We start from the raw sequence: 21,748 nt of genomic DNA on the forward strand, positions 1-21,748 counted from the left end.
CGCCCTCCCCATTCAAGCTGCAACCGAGGTCTGCTCCAGCGCCTGGCCGAAGTGACGGAAGAAGCACGAGCGCAGCCAGCGCTCGCGCGGGTCATCGTGGCAAGCGCCGCGCCAGGCCATGGACAGGTCGGGAGTCGGCAGGTCCAGCGGAGCGTACTCGGCGTGCATACCATGCAGCCGCTCCATGGCCTGGGCAACGTAGTCCGGCACGATGGCGACCATGTCGCTGCCGGCAAGCAGTCCGGGCAATGCGCTGAATTGCGGCACTGCCAGCACCACCTTGCGCTGACGCCCTCCCAGGCTCAGGGCGTGATCGACGTCGTCGATGACCTTGCCCATCGAGGACACCACCACATGGGGCCGCGCACAGAATTCATCCAGTGTCAGGCGGCTGGCCGCCGAATCACCGCGCAGCAACACCGGCTGCATCGGCCGCAGGCGTTTGCAGTGCGAACTGGCCGGCAATGCCTGCGTCAGGCTGATTCCCACGGAAATCTCGCCCGTGGTAATCAGGTGGGGCAAGTGCCACTGGTCCACCCTGCGCACCACCAGGGTGATATTTGGCGCTTCGTCGCGCAGGCGTCTCATCAGCTTCGGAAGCAGCGCATATTCGACATCGTCCGAGAGTCCGACATGGAAGGCCGCATCACTGGTGAGTGGGTCGAACTCCTGCGAGCAGCTCAGGGCCACCGCGATGCCGTCGAGGGCCGGCGCCAGCCGAGCATGGATTTCCTCGGCACGCGCGGTCGGCTCCATCACCCCGCCGGTACGGATGAACAGGGGGTCGTTGAACATCGAGCGCAGGCGAGCCAGCGCGCTGCTGACAGTGGTCTGCCCGATAAACAAACGCTCCCCGGCCCGAGTGACATTGCGCTCGCGCATCATGGTTTCGAATACAACCAGCAAGTTGAGGTCGGCACGCCGCAGGTCATTTCTGTTCATGATGTTCGCCGCCTGGTTGATTGAACTCTTACAACTTTCATATGCACCTCCAAAGTTGCTGGAGGCAATCAGCGAAGTGGGTGTCAGATTATTCGAGAAACAGGCGAACGGTCACTTGTACGTCAGTTCAGGTTGAGTATCCCTTCGGGGTGTGCACTTGTACTTCGGTATTATGCAACAGAAGGGAACCCGGCCCCTCTGGTTTCGAGGGGCGGCGACTATACGTAGGTATACTTCTCCACGTTATAAGACAGCGTATCTTCCAATAACGACGGGTGCCGTCACGGGCAACCCCAAATGACGCAAGCTACTCAGGTGCGCGACATGGCCGTTATTGCAGTTGTCGATGATGACGAATCCATCCGCACGGCGCTGGAGGGCTTGTTGAGGTCCAGCGGCTACCAGGCCAGGACCTACGCCGATGCTCTGGAGTTCCTGGGCTCCAGCGGCCCGACTGAAGCCCACTGCCTGATCTCCGACATCCAGATGCCGGGAATGTGTGGGCTCGAATTACATGAAAGACTCATCGCCATGGGCTTTCGCATTCCCACCATCTTCATCACCGCTTACCACGGTGTCTCCCCCCGCGTCAGTCCCGACACCCCGGGGCTGGTCGCCTACCTCCCCAAGCCCTTCGAAGCCGACAAACTGCTCAGCTGTATCGAAACAGCCCTGCGCGAACACCCCTGAGAACCCGGAAAGCACTGCGGCGAATTCAAATTATACCTACGTATATATCAATTCGACTGACGCATAACTCTACTTACCCTATGTAGAAGTGCGCTGAAAAATATCCATGGATAGCATGTAACCACAGCGGACGATCCGATTCAGCGAATATGGGAACCCAGTATCAATGGACCTGTAATCGTCACGCCGGAATTGAAGAAATAACATCAATCTTATTGACCACTTCTTCCGAGGAGCACTTCATGAAACAGCAAATTCTGGTTGTTGGCGCAGGGTTCGGTGGACTTTGGAGCGCATTGAGCGCTGCACGTCTGCTGGACAAGCATGATCGCAACGATGTGGTGATCACCCTGCTCGCCCCTCAGGCCGAGCTGCGCATCCGTCCGCGCTTCTACGAGCCCAACGTCCATGCCATGTTTGCCCCGTTGGATGCCCTGTTCGACTCGGTTGGTGTGCGTTTCGTCAAAGGCAGCGCAGAACGTATCGATGAGCAGGCCAGGACCGTCGGTTACCGCGACGAATCTGGCCGCCAGCACGAACTGAGTTACGACCGCCTGGTACTCGCGACCGGCAGCCAACTCGCCCGCCCGCCGGTGCCCGGCCTGGAGGCCCATGCCTTCGACGTCGACCAGATCGAATCCGCGGCGCGTCTGGAGAACCACCTGAAGTCGCTCAAGGACCGCCCATACAGCCTTGCCCGCAACACTGTGGTGGTCGCCGGCGGCGGCTTCACCGGCATCGAAACTGCCACCGAGATGCCGGCGCGTCTGCGCGAGGTGCTCGGCGAAGACCAGGATATTCGCGTGATCGTCATCGACCGTGCTCCACAGATCGGCGCTGCCCTGGGCGACGGAATCCGCCCGTCGATCGTCGAAGCATCCGATCACCTCGGCATCGAGTGGGTACCCGGTACCAGCGTGGCGGCCGTGGACGCCAATGGTGTGACCCTCTCCGACGGTCGCCATATCGAGAGCAACACGGTGATCTGGACGGTCGGCTTCCGTGCCAGCCCGCTGACCGAGCAACTGACCAGCGTGCGCGATGGACTGGGGCGCCTGCATGTAGACCAGAACCTCAAGGTGGCTGGCCAGGACAACATCTTCGCCGCCGGCGATGTCGCCTATGCGGCTACCGACGACCTCGGCAACTTCGCCGCCATGTCCTGCCAGCACGCGATCGCCCTGGGTCGCCATGCGGGTAACAACGTAGCCGCCGACTTGCTGGGCGTGCAGCCCATTCCCTACAGCCAGCCCAAGTACGTGACCTGCCTGGACCTCGGTGCCTGGGGAGCGGTGTTCACCGAGGGCTGGGACCGTCAGCTGAAGCTGGTGAAGGATGAAGCCAAGCAGCTCAAGACCCAGATCAACACCATCTGGATCTATCCCCCGGCAGCTGATCGAGCAACCGCCCTGGCCGCAGCCGACCCAATGATTCCGGTGGCCTAAGCACCCTGAATGGACCAGGCGTCCGTGACCCCGTCACGGACGCCTGCCAAGCAGACCGCAACCTCTGCTGGAGCAATGGATATGTTCGCCTTTTTCGAATCCCCCCAACGCGTCCACAAGCTTTCCAGCCACTTGCTGATCAGTGGCATGGCCATGCTGGTGATCGGGGCCCTGCTGGCCTATGGCTTCGACGCCTACCTGTCCATGGGCTGGCTGGTACTGGCGCACTTGCTGACCATCCTCGGACCGACCTCGATCAAGCTCGGCTACGTACTGCGCCTGCAGGCGCAATACCGCCTCAAGGCAAGTACGGGGATGTTGCTCAGCTGAATACTCCCCGGGCGGGGACGCTGGCTCTAGTTCCCGCCTGATTCGCCCGCCAACACCTGTTTTGGCGGGCTTTTTTATTCGCGACTTGCCTTTGCCCTCGCTGCACGCCCCACAGTAGGACTCGGCAGCCGTAAGGCCCCTAGTGCACGAGACGCACTCGACTCAAGACGGCCAACACTCACTCCCCCTTCATCTCCCTGTGCAGCTTCACCGGTTCCGCCGCCTTGCGGCCGCGGGCCGTGCGGGCACGGATGTTGAGTGCTTCCACGGCCAGGGAGAAGGCCATGGCGAAGTAGACGTAGCCCTTGGGCACATGAACATCGAACGACTCGGCAATCAGCACCGTGCCGACCACCACCAGGAACGAGAGCGCCAGCATCTTCAGGCTCGGGTGCCTGTCGATGAAGGCGCTGATGGTTCCGGCAGCGAGCATCATCACCAACACGGCGACCACGATGGCAGCAACCATCACCGGCACGTTGGAAACCATGCCGACAGCGGTAATCACCGAGTCCAGCGAGAAGACGATGTCGATCAGGGCGATCTGGATGATGGTGCCGATGAGCCCGCCGGCAAGGCTCCTGGGTTCGTCGAAGTCTTCCTCGTCGCCCTCCAGGCCCTGGTACATCTCGGAGCTGCTCTTCCAGAGGAGGAACAGGCCGCCGAAGAAGAGAATCAGATCACGCCCGGATATCCCCTGCCCGGCCACCTGGAACAGGTCGGCGGTGAGCCGCATGATCCAGGAAATGGAAAGCAGCAACAGGATGCGCGTGACCATCGCCAGGGCCAGGCCGAAGAAGCGGGTGCGCGCCTGCATGTGGGGCGGCATTCGACCCACGAGGATGGCGATCATGATGATGTTGTCGATACCGAGGACGATTTCCAGTGCGGTCAACGTGAAGAAGGCCACCCATATTTCCGGGTCGAGCAACCATTCCATCCCAAGCTCCCAGGTCAGGCCATACGGCGAAAAGGGTACGGGCGCCTGTCCGCTTGTGACGGAAAAGCGCACGTACAAGGTTCAAGCGTAGTTGGAGTCGCCGCCGGGACAATCGGCGAGCGGAAAACCAGTCGTCCGGGATCACCAGAGCGGACTGGAGACTGCGGCCGCTCAGGCCACCGCGTAGACCACCAGCTCCACGAGCATTTCCTCACGGGCCAACCCGGCCACCACCATGGCGGCACGGTTCGGATAGGGAGCAGAGAAATACTCGGCATAGACCGCATTCACGGTCGCCAGGTAGCTGCGGTCGGTCACGTAGATCAGCACCTGGGTCACGGCATCCAGACCCAGCCCGGCGCAGGCCAGGGTGTGCTTGAGGTTGTCCAGGGTCTGTCGTGTCTGGGCTTCGATCCCCCCATCCACCACGCGCCCTTCGACATCGATGGGGATCTGCGCCGTGTACAAGGTCCCGTTGCCGATCACGGCCCACTCCAGTGGGGCCTTGGACGGGAACAAACGGGTACTCACGGACTGTTTCATTTAGCTCTCCAGCATGGGAAGAAAAAATGGAGGGGCGACGGGCATCGCGCCCTCCCAAGGGACTAGACCTGCTGTTCCCGGGCCAGTCGACGGGCGATCTGCGGGGCGTTCCAGAGCGCAGGGAGGATCAGCAGGGAGACGGGAACAGCGGTGATGACGATGAAGGATTGCAGCGCCGAGACTCCGCCCGAGCCGATGGTGATCAGCACCACCGCCGCCAGCCCCATACCGATGCACCAGAAGGCACGCAGCCACTTCTTCGGCGAATCGTTGCCGGTCATCGCCATGGCCACGGTGTAGGCCATGGCATCGCCGTTGGTGGCCACCGAGATGAAGCTGAGGAACAGGAACAGCGCCGAGACCAGTCCCGCCAGCGGCAGGCTCTGGGTAACGCCCAGCAGCATGGCCTCCGGCTGGGTGCCGTGGCTGGTGACGATACCGGGGGTCTGCAACTCCAGGCCGATACCGGTGCCACCGACCACGGTGAACCAGAACATGGTGACCAGCGGAGCGATGATCGAAAGGGTCAGGATGATCTGGCGGATACTGCGGCCTCGGGAAATCTTGGCCACGTACAGCCCCATCATCGGCGCATAACCGATGAACCAGCCCCAGTAGAAGACCGTCCACCAGTCGAGCCATTTCGGATCGGCACGGTACAGGGTCATCGGCAGGAAGTGTTCCAGTTGCAGGCCGAAAGCCACCGGGAAACCGGACAGGATGAACAGGGTCGGCCCCGCCACGATCATGAACAAAGCCAGGCCGATCATCAGCCAGACGTTGATTTCGCTGACCATGCGGATGCCATTTAGCCCCACCAGGCAGGACGTGGTGTACATGACCGTCACCAGGATGATGGTGATGGACTGGGTCAGCAGGTCATTCGGCAGACCCCACACAGCATTCAGCGCGTTGCTGATCTGCAGGCCGAGGAAACCGATCGGGCCGATGGTGCCGGCAACCACCGCGATGATCGAGGTGGCGTCGGCCAGATTGCCGATCGGTCCTTTAAGCGCACGCTCACCCAGCAACGGGTACAGCAGCGTACGGGGCGCCAGCGGCAGGCCCTTGTCGTAGTGCAGGTGCATCAGGACGATCGCCAGCAGGCTGCCGAGCACAGCCCAGGCCAGGAACCCCCAGTGCACGAACGACTGCGCCAGGGCCACATGGGCCGCCTGCTCAGTGTTCGGCTGAACGCCAGCGAACAGGGGCGGCGGGCTGGCGAAATGCATCAGGGGCTCGGCGGCGGCCCAGAAGGCACCACCACCGGCGAGCAGCGCGCACATGATCACGGCGATCCAATTGAACGTACTGGTCTCAGGCTTGTGGTTGATGCCACCCAGGCGGACGCGGCCACATTTGCTGAAGCCAATGCCCAGGCTGACCAGGAACGTTGCCAGCATCAGCACCTGCCAATAGAGCCCGAAGGCTTTCGTCGACCAGGCGAACAGCGTGTTGACCATTGCGGAAACCGCGTCGATATCCACCAGGGCCGCAATCAGGAAGGCGAGCAGGAAGCCGCCAGTGATGACGAACAGGGGCAAATCGACGCCTTGCAGTGCCGTGCACTTCATCGGTTCGCTGCCTACGGTCTGGGTCGGGAACAATTTCATGATGCCTCCAGGTTGTTGCGCTGGCTCTACCGAATCGAACTCGGCAGAGCGAATGACCATGGGTTCAGGAATGGAGCGGAACTCAACGTCAGCACGGTGGACGCGTTTCGCTCCTGCCTTCCGGAGGCAACGGATCAAGGTGATGTGTCGTCAGGCGCAGGCCAACTCCAGGGTGGGAGAAGGTCGAGGCTCTTTTCTTGTTCTTGTTCATGGCGTCCTCACGTTGGGGGGAGTCAGGAAATCACTGCTGCGGCGCGGTACCGCGCTCCAGCAGGTCGAGCCAGTTCATGCCCATGATCTTGCGCACCTCGTCCTCGACGAAGCCGCGCTCGCGCAGCCCGCGGGCGATGACGGAAAAGTCACGGCTGTCGCGGAACCATTGCAGTGGCGCTGGCCAGTCGGCGTTATCTGCGGAACCTTCGCCGTAGTCCTTGGCTTTGCTCCAGCGGCCGTTACGCATCCACTCCAGCACCTGCAGCGGCTGCTGCTGGCAGAGGTCGGTACCAATGCCGATGTGCTCCACACCCATCAGGTCTGCCGTGCGCGCGACCATGTCGCAGAAGTCTTCAAGCCGGCACGCCGAGCCGCCGCGCAGGTGGAAGGGATAGGTGCTGAAGCCGAGCAGGCCGCCCGACTCGGCGATTCCGCGCAGCACCGCGTCGGATTTGTTGCGCTTGGCTGCATGGAAGCTGGTGGGGTTGGCATGGGAGATGATCACCGGCCGCGTCGACAGTTCTATGGCCTCCAGGGTGCTGCGCTCGGCACTGTGGGACATGTCGATGATCATGCCGACACGGTTCATTTCCTCGATCACCTGGCGGCCGAAGCGACTGATGCCGTTGTCTTCTCTCTCGTAGCATCCCGAGGCCAGCAGGCTCTGGTTGTTGTAGGTCAGCTGCATGATGAAGACGCCGAGCTGGCGGAAGATTTCCACCAGGTCGATGTCATCCTCGATGGGCGAGCAATTCTGGAAGCCGAAGAAGATCCCGACCCGTCCTTCCTGGTGGGCCAGGCGGATATCCGAAGCCTGCCGCACCGGACGGATCAGTTCCGGGAAGGCCTCGAAGCGGCGATTCCATTCGCCAATGCGCGACAGGGTTTCACGGGCGGTCTCGTGGTAGGCGATGGTGGCGTGGACGGCACTCAGCCCGCCCTCCTGCATCTGCCGGAACAGCTCGGGGCTCCAGTTGGAATACTGCAGGCCGTCGATCATCAAAAGCTCTTGCATGGCGCTCTCTCCCTCAGGGACGCACGTAGACGGTCTTGACCACGGTGTAGAAGTCGCGGGCGTACTGCCCCTGCTCGCGGGGGCCGAAGCTGGAATCCTTGCGACCGCCGAAGGGCACGTGATAGTCGGTGCCGGCGGTGGGCAGGTTGACCATCACGCAGCCGGTGTTGGCGCGGCGCTTGAAGTCGCTGGCGTGCTTGAGCGACTGGGTCATGATCCCGGCCGTGAGCCCGAAGCGCGTGTCGTTGAGGATGGCCAGCGCCTCCTCGTAATCCCGCGCCTTGATGACACAGGCGATGGGGCCGAAGACCTCATCGCGGTTGATGCGCATATCGTTTCGGGTGTCGACGAACAGCGCCGGGCGCAGGTAGTAGCCCTCATGCTCCTCGGTAATGCGCTCGCCACCGCAGACCAGGCGCGCGCCTTCGGCCTTGGCGTCCTCGATGTAACGGAGGTTCTGCGCGAGCTGGCGCTCGTCGATCACCGGGCCGATCTGCACGCCTTCACGCATCGGATGGCCGACCTTGAGCTGTCCCATGCGTTCGATCAGCGCTTCGACGAAGCGGTCGTGCACGCCTTCGGTGACGATGAGTCGGGACGATGCCGTGCACTTCTGTCCGGTGCCGAAGAACGCACCGTTCACCGCGCACTCCACGGCCAGCGCCAGGTCGGCGTCATCGAGCACTACCAAGGCGTTCTTGCTGCCCATTTCCAGCTGGCAGCGCACGAAATTGGCGGCTGTGGCGGCGGCGACCCGGCGCCCGGTTTCCACCGAGCCGGTGAAACTCAGGGCATTGATCCCGGTGGACTGGATCAGACGCTCGCCGACCTCGGCTCCGCTGCCCATGACCAGGTTGAAGGTCCCGGCCGGCAGGGCCTGGCGGGCGATGATTTCGGTCAGCGCCCAGGCGCTCGCCGGCACGGCATTGGCCGGTTTGAACACTACTGCGTTACCGAAGGCCAGGGCCGGGGCGATCTTCCAGGCGGCCGTGGCCATCGGGAAATTCCACGGGGTGATGATGGCGACCACGCCAACCGGCTCACGACGGACTTCGATCTCTACGCCGGGACGAACGGAATCCGCTGTCTCGCCCAGCTGCCGCAATACCTCGGCGGCGTAATAGTGGAAGAACTGCCCGGAGCGATAGACCTCGCCGACGCCCTCGGCGAGGGTCTTGCCCTCCTCCCTCGACAGCTGTTCGCCGAGTTCGGCCTTGCGTGCGATCAGCTCGTTGCCGATCGCCATGAGCACCTGGTAACGCTCCTCCAGTCCGCTGCGTGCCCAGACCTGCTGAGCGGCGGTGGCGGCGCGAATCGCCTGATCCACCTGCGAGGCATTGGCCTGGGCGTAGTGACCCACGACGTCCTCGACATTGGCAGGGCTTCGGTTCGCAATACTCGAGCCGCCTTCAACCCAGACGCCGCCGATGTAGTTGCTGAAAATCTTGCTGGACATGTGCACCTCCGTTCTCGCTTTGAGCGCATGGTAGGTGCCGTCTCAGATAAACTAAAATTAGTTGTGAATATTGGTTGATAAGGAAAACTTACCATGCTGCCGGACCTGAAGATCGTGCAACTGCGTCACTTCGTCTGGGTTGCCGAGCTCCAGGGGTTCCATGCGGCGGCCGAGCGGGCACACCGAACCCAGCCAGCCATTTCGCTGTCCATCCGCGACCTCGAAGGCAAGCTGGGCCAACCCGTGTTCGAGAAACGCAATGCGCGGGTCACAAAGCCGGAGCTGACGCCCTTTGGCATCCAGTTCCTCGCCTACGCCAAGGAACTGATCGAACACCACGACCGCGTGGTGCGCGACATGAACCTGATCGCGCAGTACAAGTCCGGCCACTTGCGCATCGCGTCCGTACCGTCGATTGCCAGTCGACTTCTGCCGGACATCCTCGCGCGCTTCATAGGCGACGCCACCGACCTGCATGTCAGCCTGTTCGACGACAACTCCGAGGCGGTCCTGACCATGGTGGAGAACCAGCAGGTGGACTTCGGCATCTCCAGCCTTTGGGAAACCGAGAGCGACATTCGCTTCATCCCCATCTGGGAAGACAGCATCGGCGTGGTCTGCCATCAGGACCATGCGCTGGCTGCCGAAACAGAGGTCGGCTGGCAACAATTGCGCGGCGAACGCCTGATCGCCAACGGCACCTCGCGCCTGCTCAGCGGAACCCGCGCCGAGGAGCTGGTGGCCGATTCGCAGTTCTACATCTCCAACATGATCTCCCTGCTGGCCATGATCGAAGCAGGCATGGGCATCACCACCCTGCCCCGTTTCGCCTTCCCCGCCGAACCCGGCCAACTGTGCTTCATCCCCCTGGCGGACCCGCTGGTAACCCGCGACATCGGAATCGTCCGCCTGGCCAACCGGTCGTTGCCGGTAGCGGCCCAGGCCCTGTACGAATTCATCCTGCGGGACAACGAACTCGACCCGGACGAGTGGCGATAGCCATGCTGATCGAGCATGCCATTTGAATAAGGATTCCTTATCGGACGATAGGGCGATCTGAATTGCTCCGGGGAGCCTCCTGTCCCACCATCGACGGCAGATCAATAACAAGCCGCTTCCGGTTGCCAACTGGCCCGGGAATGCGGACACGCCAGTTGAGGGCCCCAGAATGAGCACCCCTTCAATGATGGAATCGGGCTTGCCCGAAGCCGCGATCCTGCAGATGCGCCCTGCCAGCCTGGTCATGGACCTGGAACGGCTTGGCAGCCTGCATCAGAGCCGCTTGAGCTTCATGCGCAGCCTGGTCCGCCGGATCATGCGTGAGCGCTGGCAGATCGAGGCGCAACGCTTCGAACTGGATGCCGACGGCTACGGCACGGTGATCTACCGCATCCGCACCCGCGGCGACCTGTTCAGCTTTGTTCTGTTCTCGCAGTACCTGGCCCCGGAGAAACGCAATGACCGCGTCATCGCCAGCGAATGGGACCTGACCATGGCCCTCTGCGAGGGCGACGTGGATAACGCCTACGTCGACTACTTGCGCCAGAACGTGCCACTACAAGAGGCAGGCCGGCTCGACGCCAAGGTGATGGTGCTGTCCCGCGCCAACCGCAGCATGCGCAACTTCGACAGCGTGGTGGATGCCCTGGCCCGTGGCGAGCAGCCGGAAATCGCCAGGATTGCCCAGGTCGGCTACCTGTATCGCACAACCGCCGTCTACGGCAGCGGCAAACTGGGCATGGCCGATTGGGAGAAGGTCCGCCGCAAACACCCGGATTTTGCCCGTCCTTTTTCAGCCGAGATGTTCACCTGCTTCATGCTGCGCAACTTCAGCCTGCAACAGGCCGAGCACATTGCCCGGCGCCGCTCGCCAACCACCGCCGTACCCTTCGAGCCGACGATCAAGCGCTACTTCGGCATCGGCAACTCCACGGGCCTCGGCATGGCACCCTACCTGATCAACCACCCGCAACTGATCAGCCGCTGGATCGAAATGCGCGAACTGGCGCTGGCCCGTATTCTCGCCAGCCCGGCGGCACCGGCAGAGCTGGCGCGCGTCCCGAAACTGGTTGACCGGGCCATCCGCCATATCGAGGAAACCTTTACGGAGGACGAGTGGCAGACCGGCAACAACCAGCGCGTACTGGCGGATCTGCGCGCCCTCCACGATTGGCTCGGCGCGCATCCGCTGGAGAACTGGCAAGTGTTGCAGGACTGGGCCCTTGGCCACGCCAGCCTGCAGGGGCAGGAGCTGATCAACTGCATTTTGCTGGAACTGTACCCTGAGCTCGTGGATGAGCTGGAAGATCGCCTCGCCTTGCCCGAGCAATTCCAGTTGCAACCGGAGATGTCCGCACAGCAGTTGCAAGCGCTGATCGAGACGAAATACGACTGGGCCCTGGCCATCGACTTCGACGCAGACGGTGCACAGGAAACCTTCTGGTACCGCTCCGAGGAAAAGCAGGAACCGCGCCTGGGCAATTGCAGCCTCGACGAGGGCCGGGAAAAGCAGATGCCGCTGGGTATCGGTTACCTGGTCCAGCAATGCCATCGGCAACTGACGAATTACCTCGCGCAATACCCGCAGCACAAGGTCGCGCGCTTCCTGCTCTGCCACCCGGAACAACGCAGCATCGTCCGCCGCATCCAGGGCATGGCCACCACCCACTACGGCGAAATCCGCGCCAACCTGTTAGACCGAGACGTCCTGCCCATGCACCTGCTGCGCTGCAAGCTGTCGTTCTTCGGAGTGAGCAAGTTCGACCCACGTTCGCGCCTGTGGGTCCGCAACACCATGTTCCAGGGTGCTCCCGTGCTGGAAGACATCGGCCAGCCGTTCGACGATGACTGGTTCCTGCCACTGGCCCCTACCCAGGAGAAACATCCATGCTGATTTCCGCCAATGAACTGACTTCCCTGCTCAAGCGGGTGTTCGAGGGCATGGGTTATACGCCGGGCCACTATGAAGACGCGGCCGCCCTGGTTGGTTGGCTGCAATTGCACGGCGAGGATGGTCTGGGTGAACTGGAGCGAGCACTGGAACTGGTCGCCGACCGTGATCGCGCCGCGACCGAACTCGTTACCGACGAACCGGGTAGCCTGAACGCTGACTGCCACGGACGCAGCGCCTTGAACTGCTTGCCGGCACTGTTGGAACTGGCCTGCGTCCAGGCTGTGGAGCAGCCCGCTTTTCGCGTTGAGGTGCAGAACTGCCATAACCGTAAGTTCGTGCTCAAACTGCTGGCGGATTGCGCCCAAAGGGGCCTCTGGGCCCAGGCCAGTTGGGACAACGGCCACTCACCGGTGCAGCGCCACCTCGCCTGGATCGAAGCTGGCGCCTCTCACCCTAGCTACCTGACTTGCACGCTTTCGGAACACTCACCTCAGGCGACACGGCAATCGCTGAGCCTGATGCTCGGCACGGCTGCCCAGCCGCAGCCGGTCGGTGAGGTCGTGGCCAAACGGAGCGAGCGGTTCGTCAGCCCTGATAACTTCGCCCTCGCCCGCGAACAGGCCCTGGAAAACGGCATGGAGATTTCTCCAGCGCTCTGGCAACGCCTCAACAGCCTCGCTGAAGCGGTGCTGGTGGAAAGTTCCGAGCGCTCTCGCGGCGGCGCTGGCGGGCGCTGAGGACCGGTCACTCCGGAAGGCCGGCCTTGCGGTAGCCGTCAACGAAATGCTCGAGCGTCGCAGCATCACGTAATGGCTCGCTCGAGGCCCAGTGGCCAATGGTGAAAAGCGGGTTGCCGACGAGGAACAGCTCGACCTCCGCGCGCGCCTCGTCGAGCCGGCCGAGTTGGGCAAGGCTTGCGGCCAGGAAGCGGCGTGAGCTGGTGCGATAGGTCTCATCCCGGCGCAGAGTCTCGATGGCGGCTTCGTAATCGCCGGCGGCGTATTGCGCCTGGCCGAGCGCCAGGTAGTACCAGCTCGCCGGGAAGGGGTTGAGGCGGAATGCCTTGCGGATGTACTCAAGGCCCTCCTCGATCCGCCCGGCCAGGACCGCGATATCGGACAGCGCCGCCCAGGTGTCGGCCTCGTTGGGGTCCAGCGCGATCGCCCTGGCGAATTCGGCATCCGCCTCGGTGAAGCTGCGTCCATAGGCCAGCAGGTAGGCCAGGACCCAGCGACAACCGGCATCGTCGGGGTCGAGTGAGACCGCCTTGCGCGCCAGCTCCAAGGCGGCATCTCGGTCTGGTTCCGTAGGTCCGCCGCTATGCACCCAGCCCATCCAGTGGTTCATGGCGAGCCAGCGATAGGCCTCGGCATACCCCGGATCGAGTGCGACGGCGCGCGTGAGCATCAGGTGCGCTTCCTGCGCCGTCTGCGGTGAGTCATCCATCAGCTTGCGCGCCCGCACGCAGAGGTCATAAGCCTCGATATTCGCCGGCCGCCGGCGCGAAGCGGGTTCGCGTAGCCGACCGAGCAATGCTTGCACGATCTTGCCGGTGACCTCGTCCTGTACGGCGAAGATGTCTTCCAGGCTGCGGTCGAAGCGCTCCGCCCAGAGATGATCGCCATTGGCCGCATCCACCAGCTGTGCATTGATGCGCACACGCCCTGCGGCGCGCCTTGCGCTCCCCTCCAGCAGGTAGCGCACGCCAAGGTCCTGGGCAATCCCGCGCACATCCATGGCCTTGCCCTTGTAGACAAAGGCCGAGTTGCGCGCGATGACGAACAGGCCGGAATTTCTGGACAGATCAGTGATCAGGTCCTCGGTCAGCCCATCCGCAAAGGTTTCCTGCTCGGGATCGTTGCTGAGATTGATGAATGGCAGCACGGCGATCGATGGCTTGTCGGGCAGGGGCAAGGGTCTTCGTGCGCTGCCAAGCTGCTGGACAGCCCCGACGAAGCGGTAGCCGACACGCGGCACGGTGGCGATCCACTGACTACCGTCGGCGGCCGGACCGAGCAACTTACGCAGCAGCGCGATCTGGACGGTGAGATTGCCTTCCTCGACGACCGCGCCGGGCCACGCCGCATCCATCAACTCGGCCTTGCCGAGGATTTCACCGGGGCGCGCGACGAGCGCTGCCAGCAGTTGCAGCGCGCGGTAGCCAATGGCAACGGGAACCTCATTCCGCAGAAGCGTTCCCGCGGCGGAATCCAGAACGAACGGACCAAATGCAAAGCGCGATCCCTGCATACGACGCACCTGCACCCCATTTGGAAGATTTGAGAACTATTAGGAAGAGCTTAATTACGCTGCTGCGCGCATTTCGCAGAATTCAACCTCTGACAGGTCGAGGGCCTCCGGGTCCTCACACCCCAAGGAGGCTGCCATGAACGATACTCCCCACCCGTGGCCGGCGGAAGTGTGGCACCGGCGCTACAACCTGGCGCACCCTCGCCGCATGATCGCGACCTGGAGCGAGCGGAAACGCTTTCGGCTTGAGCTTGAGCGAATGGCGAAGGCCAATCCCCATCTGATCGAGGATATCGGCCTGACCCGGCGTCAGGCCGAGAGAGAAATCGCCAAACCCTTCTGGCAGGAATGAGGTGAAAGCTGCAATGACACCGGATCGTCCCATTACGAGGTCCGCATGACGGCTGAAAGTGCGGCATCAGCACCAAAGGGCCGGATTCCATGGGCCGCGTTGGCCGGCATCATCGCAACCGTCTCAGTGTTCGCAATGGCGCAAGGGCTGACCTATCCGCTGCTCAGCTTCATTCTCGAACGACAGGGCACGGCGCCCGTCCTGATCGGCTTGTCGGCGGCGATGACCCCATTGGGTTTCATCGTGTCCTCGCCCTTCATTCCGGCCCTGGTACAGCGCATGGGCGGAGGGCGGCTGGCGATCCTGTGTTCAATACTCGCCGCGTTCGCCTTGATCGCAATCGCCTGGACACAGCACATCTGGGCCTGGATGCCGCTGCGTTTTCTGCTCGGTTTCTTCGCCAATCCGCTCTACGTGATCAGCGAAACCTGGCTGATGGCGATCACGCCCGCATCCCGCCGTGGCCGCATCCTGGGTCTTTATTCATCGATCGTTTCGGCCGGTTTCGCCCTCGGCCCGCTGTCCCTTGGGATTGTCGGCACCCAGGGTTGGCCGCCCTTCCTGATCGGCATCACGGCCTTTCTCATCTGCGGGATGATCGTGCTGGCGGTCGTGCCGCGCCTGCCAAAGATGCCCCAAGAAGGCGAGGCAAAATCGGTTGGCGGATTCATCGCATTGGCGCCGCTCCTGTTGTTCGCGGTGTTCGCTGCGGCCGCCTTCGAGCAGATCCTGCTTTCCCTGTTCGCAGTCTACGGCGCCGCGCTCGGTAGCTCCGAGGAGCGAATCGCGTCGCTCATCACCTGCTACATCGCGGGCAATGCCGGTCTGCAGGTCGTGCTCGGCCGCGTGGCTGAAAAGGCCGGTTCGAAACGAACCATGCTGGTCTGCGCCCTGGCTTCGCTCATCGGTTGCGTACTGCTGCCATGGGCCCTGAACACGTGGCTCATCTGGCCGTTCGTGTTCGTCTGGGGCGGATTCGCGTTCGGGATCTACACCATGTCGTTGATCCAGCTCGGCGAGCGCTTCAGCGGTCGAACCCTGATGGCGGGTAACGCGGCCTTCGCCTTGGTGTGGGGTGTGGGGGGCATGCTGGGTTCGCCCGCTACCGGACTGGTGATGCAAGTGATGGGACATCCGGGGATGCCAGTGTCCCTTGGCTTGCTGTGTGGCGTACTGGCGGTGCTCCTTCTGGCGAAGCGGCAGCGGGTCTGATCGTCAGTCGTCCTTCGACGCCGCGCCCCGCGCAGCCCGGAAGGACTCGCGTCGGCCATTGCGCTCCTCGGCATAGACGGGGTTCTGCTCGCCTATCAGGTCTTCGCGCCGCAGGACCTCCCCACAGCCATCACACAACGGCCCAAGTCCGGCGGCCTGCCCGCAGGTCCGGTGCGTGAAGTGCACGGCAATGCCCTCCTCCGGCGCCTTGCACCACTGCTCGCCCCAGGCGCGCAGGGCGAGGATCACCGGATAGAAGGCCTCTCCCTTGGCGGTGAGCTGGTACTCGTAGCGCACCGGACGCTCGTTGTAGCGCGTGCGCAGTACCAGATCATCCGCTTCCATCTGTTTCAGGCGCGTGGCAACCATCTGTGGCGTACCGCCCGTCTGCGCCTGGATTTCGTCGAATCGGCGGTTTCCCATGAACAGTTCACGCAGGACCAACACCGTCCAACGGTCGCCCACCAGGTCTTCGGCGCGGGAAACCGGGCACAGGGTCTCAGCAGTTTTTTTGGGGCTTGACATGGCGTCTCCCGAGGCTGATTTTGTATATATGATTTTCATAGTAACAACGAACAAAGTCAATTCGGGAAGCAATGGACATCCCCTAACCGCGAGGACTCACTGATGTCGAACACCCCCTACCCCATCGCCAGAACGGCCTACCTGCTGGTCGACCCGTACAACGACTTTCTCTCTGAAGGCGGGCGCATCTACCCCCTGATCGAACCCATCGCCTCGGAAGTCGGGTTGCTGGACAACCTGCGTACGCTTGATCGTGCGATTCGCGAGCGCGGTATCCCCGTCTTCATCGTGCCGCACCGGCGCTGGGAACCGGGCGACTACGAGAGCTGGGACCACCCGACGCCCACCCAGTGCAAGATCATGCACGGCCACCACTTCGCCCGCGGCGAATGGGGTGGCGAGTGGCACCCTGACTTCGCACCCCGCGAAGGCGACATCATCATCGCCGAGCACTGGGGCTCCAGCGGGTTCGCCAACACCGACCTGGACTTCCGCCTCAAGCAGCGCGGCATCAGCCACGTGATCATCGTCGGCCTGTTGGCCAACACCTGCATCGAGGCAACCGCCCGCTTCGCGTCGGAACTCGGCTACCACGTCACGCTGGTGCGTGATGCGACCGCCGCCTTCCGACACGACATGATGCACGCCGCCCACGAGCTGAACGGCCCCACCTTCGCTCACTCCATCGTGACGACGAGCGAGCTCATCGCGAATCTCGCCAACTGACCGTCCAGCCTGGTCGCCGCCGTTCCAGGTGGCGGCCCCGTGCGTCGAAACGACGCCAATCCCCGCTTACTCAGGTGACAAAGAGATGGAATTGACCGGAAACCTCATCATCGGCGCCAGTGACGTCCCCGCCCGCCAGGGGACCATGAAGGCACTCAACCCCGCCTCCAACCAGCTCATCGAGCCGGACTTCGCCTTCGGCGGCGCGCTGGAGGTGGACAAGGCAGCGACCTTGGCCGACGAAGCATTCGACAGTTACAGCCACAGTTCCCTTGCCGTGCGGGCGGCCTTCCTCGAACGCATCGCCGACAACCTGGATCAGGTTCGCGAGGACCTCGCTGCCCGTGCCGCACTGGAAACCGGTTTGCCCGAAGCCCAGCTGCAAGGCGAGGCTAGCAGGGCCTCAACGCAGTTCCGCCAGTTCGCCGATGTGGTACGCAAAGGGCGCTTCCTTCAGCTGTCGATCGATCCAGCTCAGCCGGATCGCCAACCCCGCCCGCGCATGGATCACCGGCTGCAGAAAATCGCGACAGGTCCGGTTGCCATTTTCGGCGCGAGCAACTTCCCCATTTCGTACTCGGTCGCCGGTGGCGATACCGCCTCGGCGCTGGCGGCCGGTGCAACGGTCGTCGTGAAGGCCCACAACGCCCACCCCGGAGCCTCCGAAATCATGGCTCGGGCCGTTCGCAAGGCGGTGCGTGAGAGCGGCCTGCACGAAGGTGTCTTCTCGATGCTGCGCGGCAGCGGCAACACCATTGGTGAGGCCCTGGTGGATCACCCCCTGATCAAGGCCGTGACTTTCACCGGATCGGAAGCAGGCGGCATGGCGCTTTATCGTCGCGCGCAGCAGCGCCCTGACCCCATCCCTGTCTTCACCGAGATGACCAGCGTCAACCCGACCTTCATCCTGCCGGGCGCTATGGCCGAACGCGGCGGCGCGATCGGCGATGGTTTCATCGAGCGCATGCTGGCCAATGTGGGCCAGGCTTGCCTGAAACCGGCGATTCTCATCGCCATCGACGGCGCGGGCTTCACCTCGCTGCGCCAGGCCATGCTGGATCGCCTCGGCACGGCCCCTGCGCGCACCCTGCTCACTCCGGCCATCCATGCTGCTTACGTCAGCGGCCTCGCCGAGCTGATAGCCGTCGGCGCCCAACGCCTTGCCGAAGGGACGGCAGCCAAAGCCGACCTGGATGGCCGCGCCACCCTCTTTGAGGTCGATGGCCAGGAGTTTCTCGCCGAGCCTCGGCTCGCGGGAGAGGTATTCGGGCCAGTGGCGCTGCTGGTGAAGGTTGGCGATTCCGACGAAATGCTTGCCGTGGCTCGTTCGCTTCGCGGTCAGCTCTCGGCCACCATGCACCTCGAAGACAGCGACACGATGCTGGCCCGCCGTTTGCTCCCCATCCTGGAAAGACGCACCGGGCGCATCGTGGTCAACGCTTTTGCGCATCCTCAGGAAGTGTCCTTCGCTTCCGTGCATGGCGGCCCGTTCCCGGCCACATCCGACAGTCGTTTCACGTCGGTGGGCATGACGGCGATCGAACGCTTCCTGAGGCCGGTGTGCTACCAGGGCTTCCCGGACGAACTGCTGCCCGAAGCTCTGCGCGAGGCCAATCCGTTGCATCTGCCGCGCATCGTCGACGGCCAGTAGGCAATAGCGCCCCGGCGAAGGTTTCAGCCCTCGATTTGCACGGTTTCTGCGGGAACCACAGTTGCCCGTACGCCAAAGCTCGACATGCTGCCGAGCACTGCGTTGTGGTGGGCGATGATCTGCGCGGCGCTGATGGCGGCGTTGTCCAGGGTGGAGTGGGCATCCGCCGGCAAAACCACCTCGTAGCCCAGCGAAAGGGCGCGCCGCACGGTGGTATCCACGCAATAGTCCGTCTGCAGGCCACAGATGATCAGGCGCTGGATACCACGTTGCTGAAGTACTTCCTGCAGTTCGGTCCGGTGGAAGGAGTCGGGAGTAGTCTTGCGGACGCGGATGTCGCTGGCTGCCACGACCAGGTCGTCCGCCAGTTGCCAGGTCTCGCTGCCGTAGAGGAAATAGGCTTCGGGCTCTTCATGCTGGATCACCACCACGGGCAGTCCCGCGGCTCGGACCTTGGCGCTCAGGCCGTTGATGGTGGGGATCACACGGTCGATTTCGAAAGCAGCGTACTGGCCGACGCTGATGGCGCGCTGGACGTCAATGATCAGGAGAGCGGTTTTCATGGGCAGCGGTCCCTGCAGAGGTGAAAGACGAAGCTTAAGACGGGGCGGCAATCGATACCAGCGGCTGGCCCGTCAACCCGCCTCACGCACTCGTCGTAGGGTGCGCCATGCGCACAGCGCACCCTAGCTCGTTACGACCACGGAATTTTCTGGCAGCCTGTAGCCTGTCCCTTGCGTTGGAGTCACCCGTGCCAAGCCCCAGCCACCACACACAGGACCTGCACATCGACAGCCTGCACGGCCGTCTGTTCGTTCGCATCTGGAGTCCCGCCCACCTCAGCCCGTCCTTCGACGAGCCGCCTATTGTCCTGTTCCATGATTCCCTCGGCTGCGTCGAGCTATGGCGCGAGTTCCCCACCAGGCTGGCCGCCATTACCGGCAAGACGGTAGTGGCTTACGACCGGCTGGGTTTCGGTCGTTCGGATGCGAATCCACGCGAACTGTCGCTCGGTTTCGTTGGCGACGAAGCCGACCAGGCCTTCCCCACCCTGAAGGATCACCTCGGCATCGGCCAGTTCATTGCCTTCGGCCATAGCGTCGGCGGCGGCATGGCAACCCACTGCGCCGCGCGCCACCGCGAAGACTGCCTGGCGCTGATCACCGAATCGGCCCAGGCCTTCGTCGAGGACCGCACCCTGCAAGGCATCCGCGAAGCCAAGGCCGGTTTCCAGCAGGATGGGCAGATCGAGCGACTGGCGAAGTACCACGGCGCCAAAGCACGCTGGGTGCTCGACGCCTGGACCGAAACCTGGCTCTCGCCTGAATTCGCCGACTGGACACTGGAAGCCGAAGTCGAACGGCTGGACTGCCCCGTGCTGGCCATCCATGGCGACCAGGACGAGTTCGGCTCCGACCTGCATCCTCAGCAGATCGCGCACCTGACCGACGGCCCGTCGCGGGTGCTGCTCATCGAAAACTGCGGCCATGTTCCCCATCGCGAAAAACCGGAGACAGTGCTCCAGGCCGTTGCCGGACTGCTGCGTTGAACCGGCTCGGGGCGCTGTTGGCACCCCGGCAATCGGCTGACTATGATCGGAAGCCATGACGCCTACTCTCCCGACTCGCCAACCCTGCCCTCCTGGCGCCTGCAACTGCGGGCGTGAGGAGTTGCTGGATTTGCCCGGCGCCGATGTACGCATCCTGCTGCTGACCCGCCAGGAGGAGAAGCGCCTGCTGGAGCGGCTGGAGAACATCCGCAGCCTGGAAGACCTCGAGCATATGCAACGGCGCATTTACGAGCAGCTCGGCGTGCGACTGCATATCGCCCCCGGCTTCAACGAAGTGCGCAGCATGCGTGGCATCGAGATCCTCATCGACGAGCTGCCCGGCCTCTGCCGCAAGACCCGCCAGTCGATTCCGGCGGCCATTCGCCGGGGCCTGGAGCTGCACCCGGAAATTGCCTACCGCCTGCTGGACTCCCACGACCTGCTGCGTGACGCCTGACGTCCGCCCGGCGGCCTGGCCGCCCTCCCCGCTTGGCGCTATACCGAAAGCGTCCCCGTCGGCGAGGAGTTCCCGTCATGCCCATCCCGTTGGTCATCCGCAACATGCTCCGCCCAGAGCTGGACGAGCTGGTCAGCTGGGCCGCGCGCGAAGGCTGGAACCCCGGCCTGCACGACGCCGAGCTGTTCTGGCTGAATGACCCCGAGGCCTACATAGCCGCGGACCTGGACGGCGAGCTGATCGGTGGTGGCGCCATCACCTCTTACGCGGGCGAATTCGGTTTCATGGGCTTTTTCATCATCCGCCCGGAGTTCCGTGGGCGCGGTCTCGGCGACATCCTTTGGTACGCACGCCGTGACCGACTGCTCGCCCGACTGCATCCCGGTGCGGCCATCGGCATGGACGGCGTGTTCGCCATGCAGGATTACTACGCCAAGGGCGGCTTCGTCTTTTCCCATCGAAACCTGCGTTTCCGGACAGAGGTCGCCGAACCACCGGAATGGGCGCCCGACGAAGAAATCCTGCCACTGGCCGACTTCAAGCTGGAGGAAGTTCTGGCTTACGACCGCCTCTGCTTTCCGGCACCTCGCCCCCGTTTCCTGCAGGACTGGATCGCCCAACCCGACGCCCTGGCCCTGGGCTGCCGGCGCAATGGCCGCCTGGCCGGTTTCGGGGTCGTCAGGCGTTGTCAGCAAGGCTGCAAGATCGGCCCGCTGTTTGCCAATGACACTAACGCAGCCGAAGCGCTCTACGCGCAACTGGCTGGATTCGCCATAGACGGTCCGCTGTTCCTGGATGCGCCGGAAAACAATCCAGACGCCATGGCCCTGGTGCAACGGCATGGCATGGAGGAAGTCTTCGGTTGCGCCCGGATGTACCTCGGCCCGCTTCCTTCGGTTGCCCAGGAACGGGTTTTCGGCGTCACCACCTTCGAGCTGGGCTGACG

Annotated in this window: 22 protein-coding genes; 13 read left to right on the forward strand and 9 right to left on the reverse strand. The window is 63.2% G+C overall.

The genetic code is table 11. The features are described 5' to 3' along the window. Nucleotides 1-12: 12 nt before the first annotated feature. Complete coding sequence (locus tag SA496_RS12820) at nt 13-942, reverse strand: LysR family transcriptional regulator (protein ID WP_153921888.1); 930 nt, start codon at nt 940-942, stop codon at nt 13-15. Between the two features lie 297 nt (nt 943-1,239). Between SA496_RS12820 and SA496_RS12825 the strand changes: the two genes are divergently transcribed. From SA496_RS12825 to SA496_RS12835, 3 genes are all read left to right on the forward strand, one after another. Then, on the forward strand, nt 1,240-1,632 hold the full coding sequence (locus tag SA496_RS12825) for a response regulator transcription factor (protein WP_153921886.1): 393 nt from the start codon (nt 1,240-1,242) through the stop codon (nt 1,630-1,632). 242 nt (nt 1,633-1,874) lie between these two features. Further along, entirely contained in the window at nt 1,875-3,077 is a 1,203-nt protein-coding gene (locus SA496_RS12830; RefSeq protein WP_330115525.1) for an NAD(P)/FAD-dependent oxidoreductase, read from the forward strand. Nucleotides 3,078-3,158: 81 nt separating this feature from the next. Beyond that, nucleotides 3,159-3,407 (forward strand): transmembrane sensor/regulator PpyR, encoded by a 249-nt coding sequence (locus tag SA496_RS12835; protein ID WP_120650885.1) that lies wholly within the window; start codon nt 3,159-3,161, stop codon nt 3,405-3,407. 178 nt (nt 3,408-3,585) lie between these two features. Here SA496_RS12835 and SA496_RS12840 read toward each other — a convergent pair whose 3' ends face one another. The 5 genes from SA496_RS12840 to SA496_RS12860 form a co-directional block, all read right to left on the reverse strand. Next, nucleotides 3,586-4,347: a TerC family protein gene (locus SA496_RS12840; RefSeq protein ID WP_330115526.1), complete on the reverse strand. Its 762-nt coding sequence runs from the start codon at nt 4,345-4,347 to the stop codon at nt 3,586-3,588. A gap of 171 nt (nt 4,348-4,518) precedes the next feature. Further along, entirely contained in the window at nt 4,519-4,890 is a 372-nt protein-coding gene (locus SA496_RS12845) for a RidA family protein (RefSeq protein WP_280359483.1), read from the reverse strand. Nucleotides 4,891-4,952: 62 nt separating this feature from the next. Next, on the reverse strand, nt 4,953-6,464 hold the full coding sequence (locus tag SA496_RS12850; protein ID WP_305955724.1) for a BCCT family transporter: 1,512 nt from the start codon (nt 6,462-6,464) through the stop codon (nt 4,953-4,955). A 280-nt stretch (nt 6,465-6,744) separates the two neighbouring features. Then, complete coding sequence (locus SA496_RS12855) at nt 6,745-7,731, reverse strand: dipeptidase (protein ID WP_330115527.1); 987 nt, start codon at nt 7,729-7,731, stop codon at nt 6,745-6,747. Nucleotides 7,732-7,744: 13 nt separating this feature from the next. Beyond that, nucleotides 7,745-9,187: an aldehyde dehydrogenase family protein gene (locus SA496_RS12860; protein WP_120650880.1), complete on the reverse strand. Its 1,443-nt coding sequence runs from the start codon at nt 9,185-9,187 to the stop codon at nt 7,745-7,747. Nucleotides 9,188-9,280: 93 nt separating this feature from the next. Between SA496_RS12860 and SA496_RS12865 the strand changes: the two genes are divergently transcribed. The 3 genes from SA496_RS12865 (at nt 9,281) to SA496_RS12875 (ending at nt 12,817) form a co-directional block, all read left to right on the forward strand. Further along, nucleotides 9,281-10,186, forward strand: coding sequence for a LysR family transcriptional regulator (locus SA496_RS12865; RefSeq protein WP_120650879.1), 906 nt, complete (start codon nt 9,281-9,283; stop codon nt 10,184-10,186). 187 nt (nt 10,187-10,373) lie between these two features. Beyond that, a complete protein-coding gene (locus SA496_RS12870) occupies nt 10,374-12,080 on the forward strand; it encodes a hypothetical protein (RefSeq protein WP_330115640.1) in 1,707 nt (568 codons plus the stop codon). Further along, entirely contained in the window at nt 12,074-12,817 is a 744-nt protein-coding gene (locus tag SA496_RS12875; RefSeq protein ID WP_153921872.1) for a DUF3726 domain-containing protein, read from the forward strand. The genes SA496_RS12870 and SA496_RS12875 overlap by 7 nt, the downstream gene beginning before the upstream one ends. A gap of 7 nt (nt 12,818-12,824) precedes the next feature. On the opposite strand, the gene SA496_RS12880 is transcribed toward SA496_RS12875, so the two are convergent. Beyond that, a complete protein-coding gene (locus SA496_RS12880; protein ID WP_330115528.1) occupies nt 12,825-14,330 on the reverse strand; it encodes a winged helix-turn-helix domain-containing tetratricopeptide repeat protein in 1,506 nt (501 codons plus the stop codon). Between the two features lie 136 nt (nt 14,331-14,466). On the opposite strand from SA496_RS12880, the gene SA496_RS12885 reads away from it, so the two are divergent. Further along, complete coding sequence (locus tag SA496_RS12885; RefSeq protein ID WP_120650875.1) at nt 14,467-14,682, forward strand: DUF1127 domain-containing protein; 216 nt, start codon at nt 14,467-14,469, stop codon at nt 14,680-14,682. 45 nt (nt 14,683-14,727) lie between these two features. Then, a complete protein-coding gene (locus tag SA496_RS12890) occupies nt 14,728-15,894 on the forward strand; it encodes an MFS transporter (protein WP_330115529.1) in 1,167 nt (388 codons plus the stop codon). 3 nt (nt 15,895-15,897) lie between these two features. Here SA496_RS12890 and SA496_RS12895 read toward each other — a convergent pair whose 3' ends face one another. Continuing rightward, the gene (locus SA496_RS12895; protein ID WP_153921869.1) at nt 15,898-16,419 is read right to left on the reverse strand and encodes a winged helix-turn-helix transcriptional regulator; all 522 of its coding nucleotides are present in this window, start codon (nt 16,417-16,419) and stop codon (nt 15,898-15,900) included. Nucleotides 16,420-16,521: 102 nt separating this feature from the next. On the opposite strand from SA496_RS12895, the gene SA496_RS12900 reads away from it, so the two are divergent. Beyond that, nucleotides 16,522-17,145, forward strand: a complete 624-nt coding sequence (locus tag SA496_RS12900; RefSeq protein ID WP_330115530.1) for an isochorismatase family cysteine hydrolase — start codon at nt 16,522-16,524, stop codon at nt 17,143-17,145. 85 nt (nt 17,146-17,230) lie between these two features. Then, nucleotides 17,231-18,796: an aldehyde dehydrogenase (NADP(+)) gene (locus SA496_RS12905; protein ID WP_153921866.1), complete on the forward strand. Its 1,566-nt coding sequence runs from the start codon at nt 17,231-17,233 to the stop codon at nt 18,794-18,796. A gap of 23 nt (nt 18,797-18,819) precedes the next feature. Here the strand turns inward: SA496_RS12905 and SA496_RS12910 are convergent, their stop codons facing one another. Beyond that, nucleotides 18,820-19,359, reverse strand: a complete 540-nt coding sequence (locus SA496_RS12910; RefSeq protein ID WP_280359487.1) for a cysteine hydrolase family protein — start codon at nt 19,357-19,359, stop codon at nt 18,820-18,822. A gap of 188 nt (nt 19,360-19,547) precedes the next feature. Between SA496_RS12910 and SA496_RS12915 the strand changes: the two genes are divergently transcribed. From SA496_RS12915 to SA496_RS12925, 3 genes are all read left to right on the forward strand, one after another. Then, complete coding sequence (locus SA496_RS12915) at nt 19,548-20,345, forward strand: alpha/beta fold hydrolase (protein WP_330115531.1); 798 nt, start codon at nt 19,548-19,550, stop codon at nt 20,343-20,345. A gap of 55 nt (nt 20,346-20,400) precedes the next feature. After that, nucleotides 20,401-20,802 (forward strand): hypothetical protein, encoded by a 402-nt coding sequence (locus tag SA496_RS12920; RefSeq protein WP_120650868.1) that lies wholly within the window; start codon nt 20,401-20,403, stop codon nt 20,800-20,802. Nucleotides 20,803-20,879: 77 nt separating this feature from the next. Next, nucleotides 20,880-21,746 (forward strand): GNAT family N-acetyltransferase, encoded by an 867-nt coding sequence (locus SA496_RS12925; protein WP_330115532.1) that lies wholly within the window; start codon nt 20,880-20,882, stop codon nt 21,744-21,746. Nucleotides 21,747-21,748 lie beyond the last annotated feature (2 nt).

The sequence above is a fragment of the Pseudomonas sp. JS3066 genome (assembly GCF_036328175.1).
In the GTDB taxonomy this organism is placed as follows: Bacteria; Pseudomonadota; Gammaproteobacteria; order Pseudomonadales; family Pseudomonadaceae; genus Metapseudomonas.

Bases quoted from the DNA above. Each gene is read 5' to 3' on its own strand.
- SA496_RS12855 (WP_330115527.1), bottom strand. From the start codon at position 7,731: ATGCAAGAGCTTTTGATGATCGACGGCCTGCAGTATTCCAACTGGAGC.
- SA496_RS12925 (WP_330115532.1), top strand. From the start codon at position 20,880: ATGCCCATCCCGTTGGTCATCCGCAACATGCTCCGCCCAGAGCTGGAC.
- SA496_RS12900 (WP_330115530.1), top strand. From the start codon at position 16,522: ATGTCGAACACCCCCTACCCCATCGCCAGAACGGCCTACCTGCTGGTC.
- SA496_RS12895 (WP_153921869.1), bottom strand. From the start codon at position 16,419: ATGTCAAGCCCCAAAAAAACTGCTGAGACCCTGTGCCCGGTTTCCCGC.
- SA496_RS12845 (WP_280359483.1), bottom strand. From the start codon at position 4,890: ATGAAACAGTCCGTGAGTACCCGTTTGTTCCCGTCCAAGGCCCCACTG.
- SA496_RS12830 (WP_330115525.1), top strand. From the start codon at position 1,875: ATGAAACAGCAAATTCTGGTTGTTGGCGCAGGGTTCGGTGGACTTTGG.
- SA496_RS12850 (WP_305955724.1), bottom strand. From the start codon at position 6,464: ATGAAGTGCACGGCACTGCAAGGCGTCGATTTGCCCCTGTTCGTCATC.
- SA496_RS12865 (WP_120650879.1), top strand. From the start codon at position 9,281: ATGCTGCCGGACCTGAAGATCGTGCAACTGCGTCACTTCGTCTGGGTT.
- SA496_RS12820 (WP_153921888.1), bottom strand. From the start codon at position 942: ATGAACAGAAATGACCTGCGGCGTGCCGACCTCAACTTGCTGGTTGTA.
- SA496_RS12910 (WP_280359487.1), bottom strand. From the start codon at position 19,359: ATGAAAACCGCTCTCCTGATCATTGACGTCCAGCGCGCCATCAGCGTC.
- SA496_RS12860 (WP_120650880.1), bottom strand. From the start codon at position 9,187: ATGTCCAGCAAGATTTTCAGCAACTACATCGGCGGCGTCTGGGTTGAA.
- SA496_RS12890 (WP_330115529.1), top strand. From the start codon at position 14,728: ATGACGGCTGAAAGTGCGGCATCAGCACCAAAGGGCCGGATTCCATGG.
- SA496_RS12825 (WP_153921886.1), top strand. From the start codon at position 1,240: ATGACGCAAGCTACTCAGGTGCGCGACATGGCCGTTATTGCAGTTGTC.
- SA496_RS12875 (WP_153921872.1), top strand. From the start codon at position 12,074: ATGCTGATTTCCGCCAATGAACTGACTTCCCTGCTCAAGCGGGTGTTC.
- SA496_RS12905 (WP_153921866.1), top strand. From the start codon at position 17,231: ATGGAATTGACCGGAAACCTCATCATCGGCGCCAGTGACGTCCCCGCC.
- SA496_RS12885 (WP_120650875.1), top strand. From the start codon at position 14,467: ATGAACGATACTCCCCACCCGTGGCCGGCGGAAGTGTGGCACCGGCGC.
- SA496_RS12840 (WP_330115526.1), bottom strand. From the start codon at position 4,347: ATGGAATGGTTGCTCGACCCGGAAATATGGGTGGCCTTCTTCACGTTG.
- SA496_RS12920 (WP_120650868.1), top strand. From the start codon at position 20,401: ATGACGCCTACTCTCCCGACTCGCCAACCCTGCCCTCCTGGCGCCTGC.
- SA496_RS12835 (WP_120650885.1), top strand. From the start codon at position 3,159: ATGTTCGCCTTTTTCGAATCCCCCCAACGCGTCCACAAGCTTTCCAGC.
- SA496_RS12870 (WP_330115640.1), top strand. From the start codon at position 10,374: ATGGAATCGGGCTTGCCCGAAGCCGCGATCCTGCAGATGCGCCCTGCC.
- SA496_RS12880 (WP_330115528.1), bottom strand. From the start codon at position 14,330: ATGCAGGGATCGCGCTTTGCATTTGGTCCGTTCGTTCTGGATTCCGCC.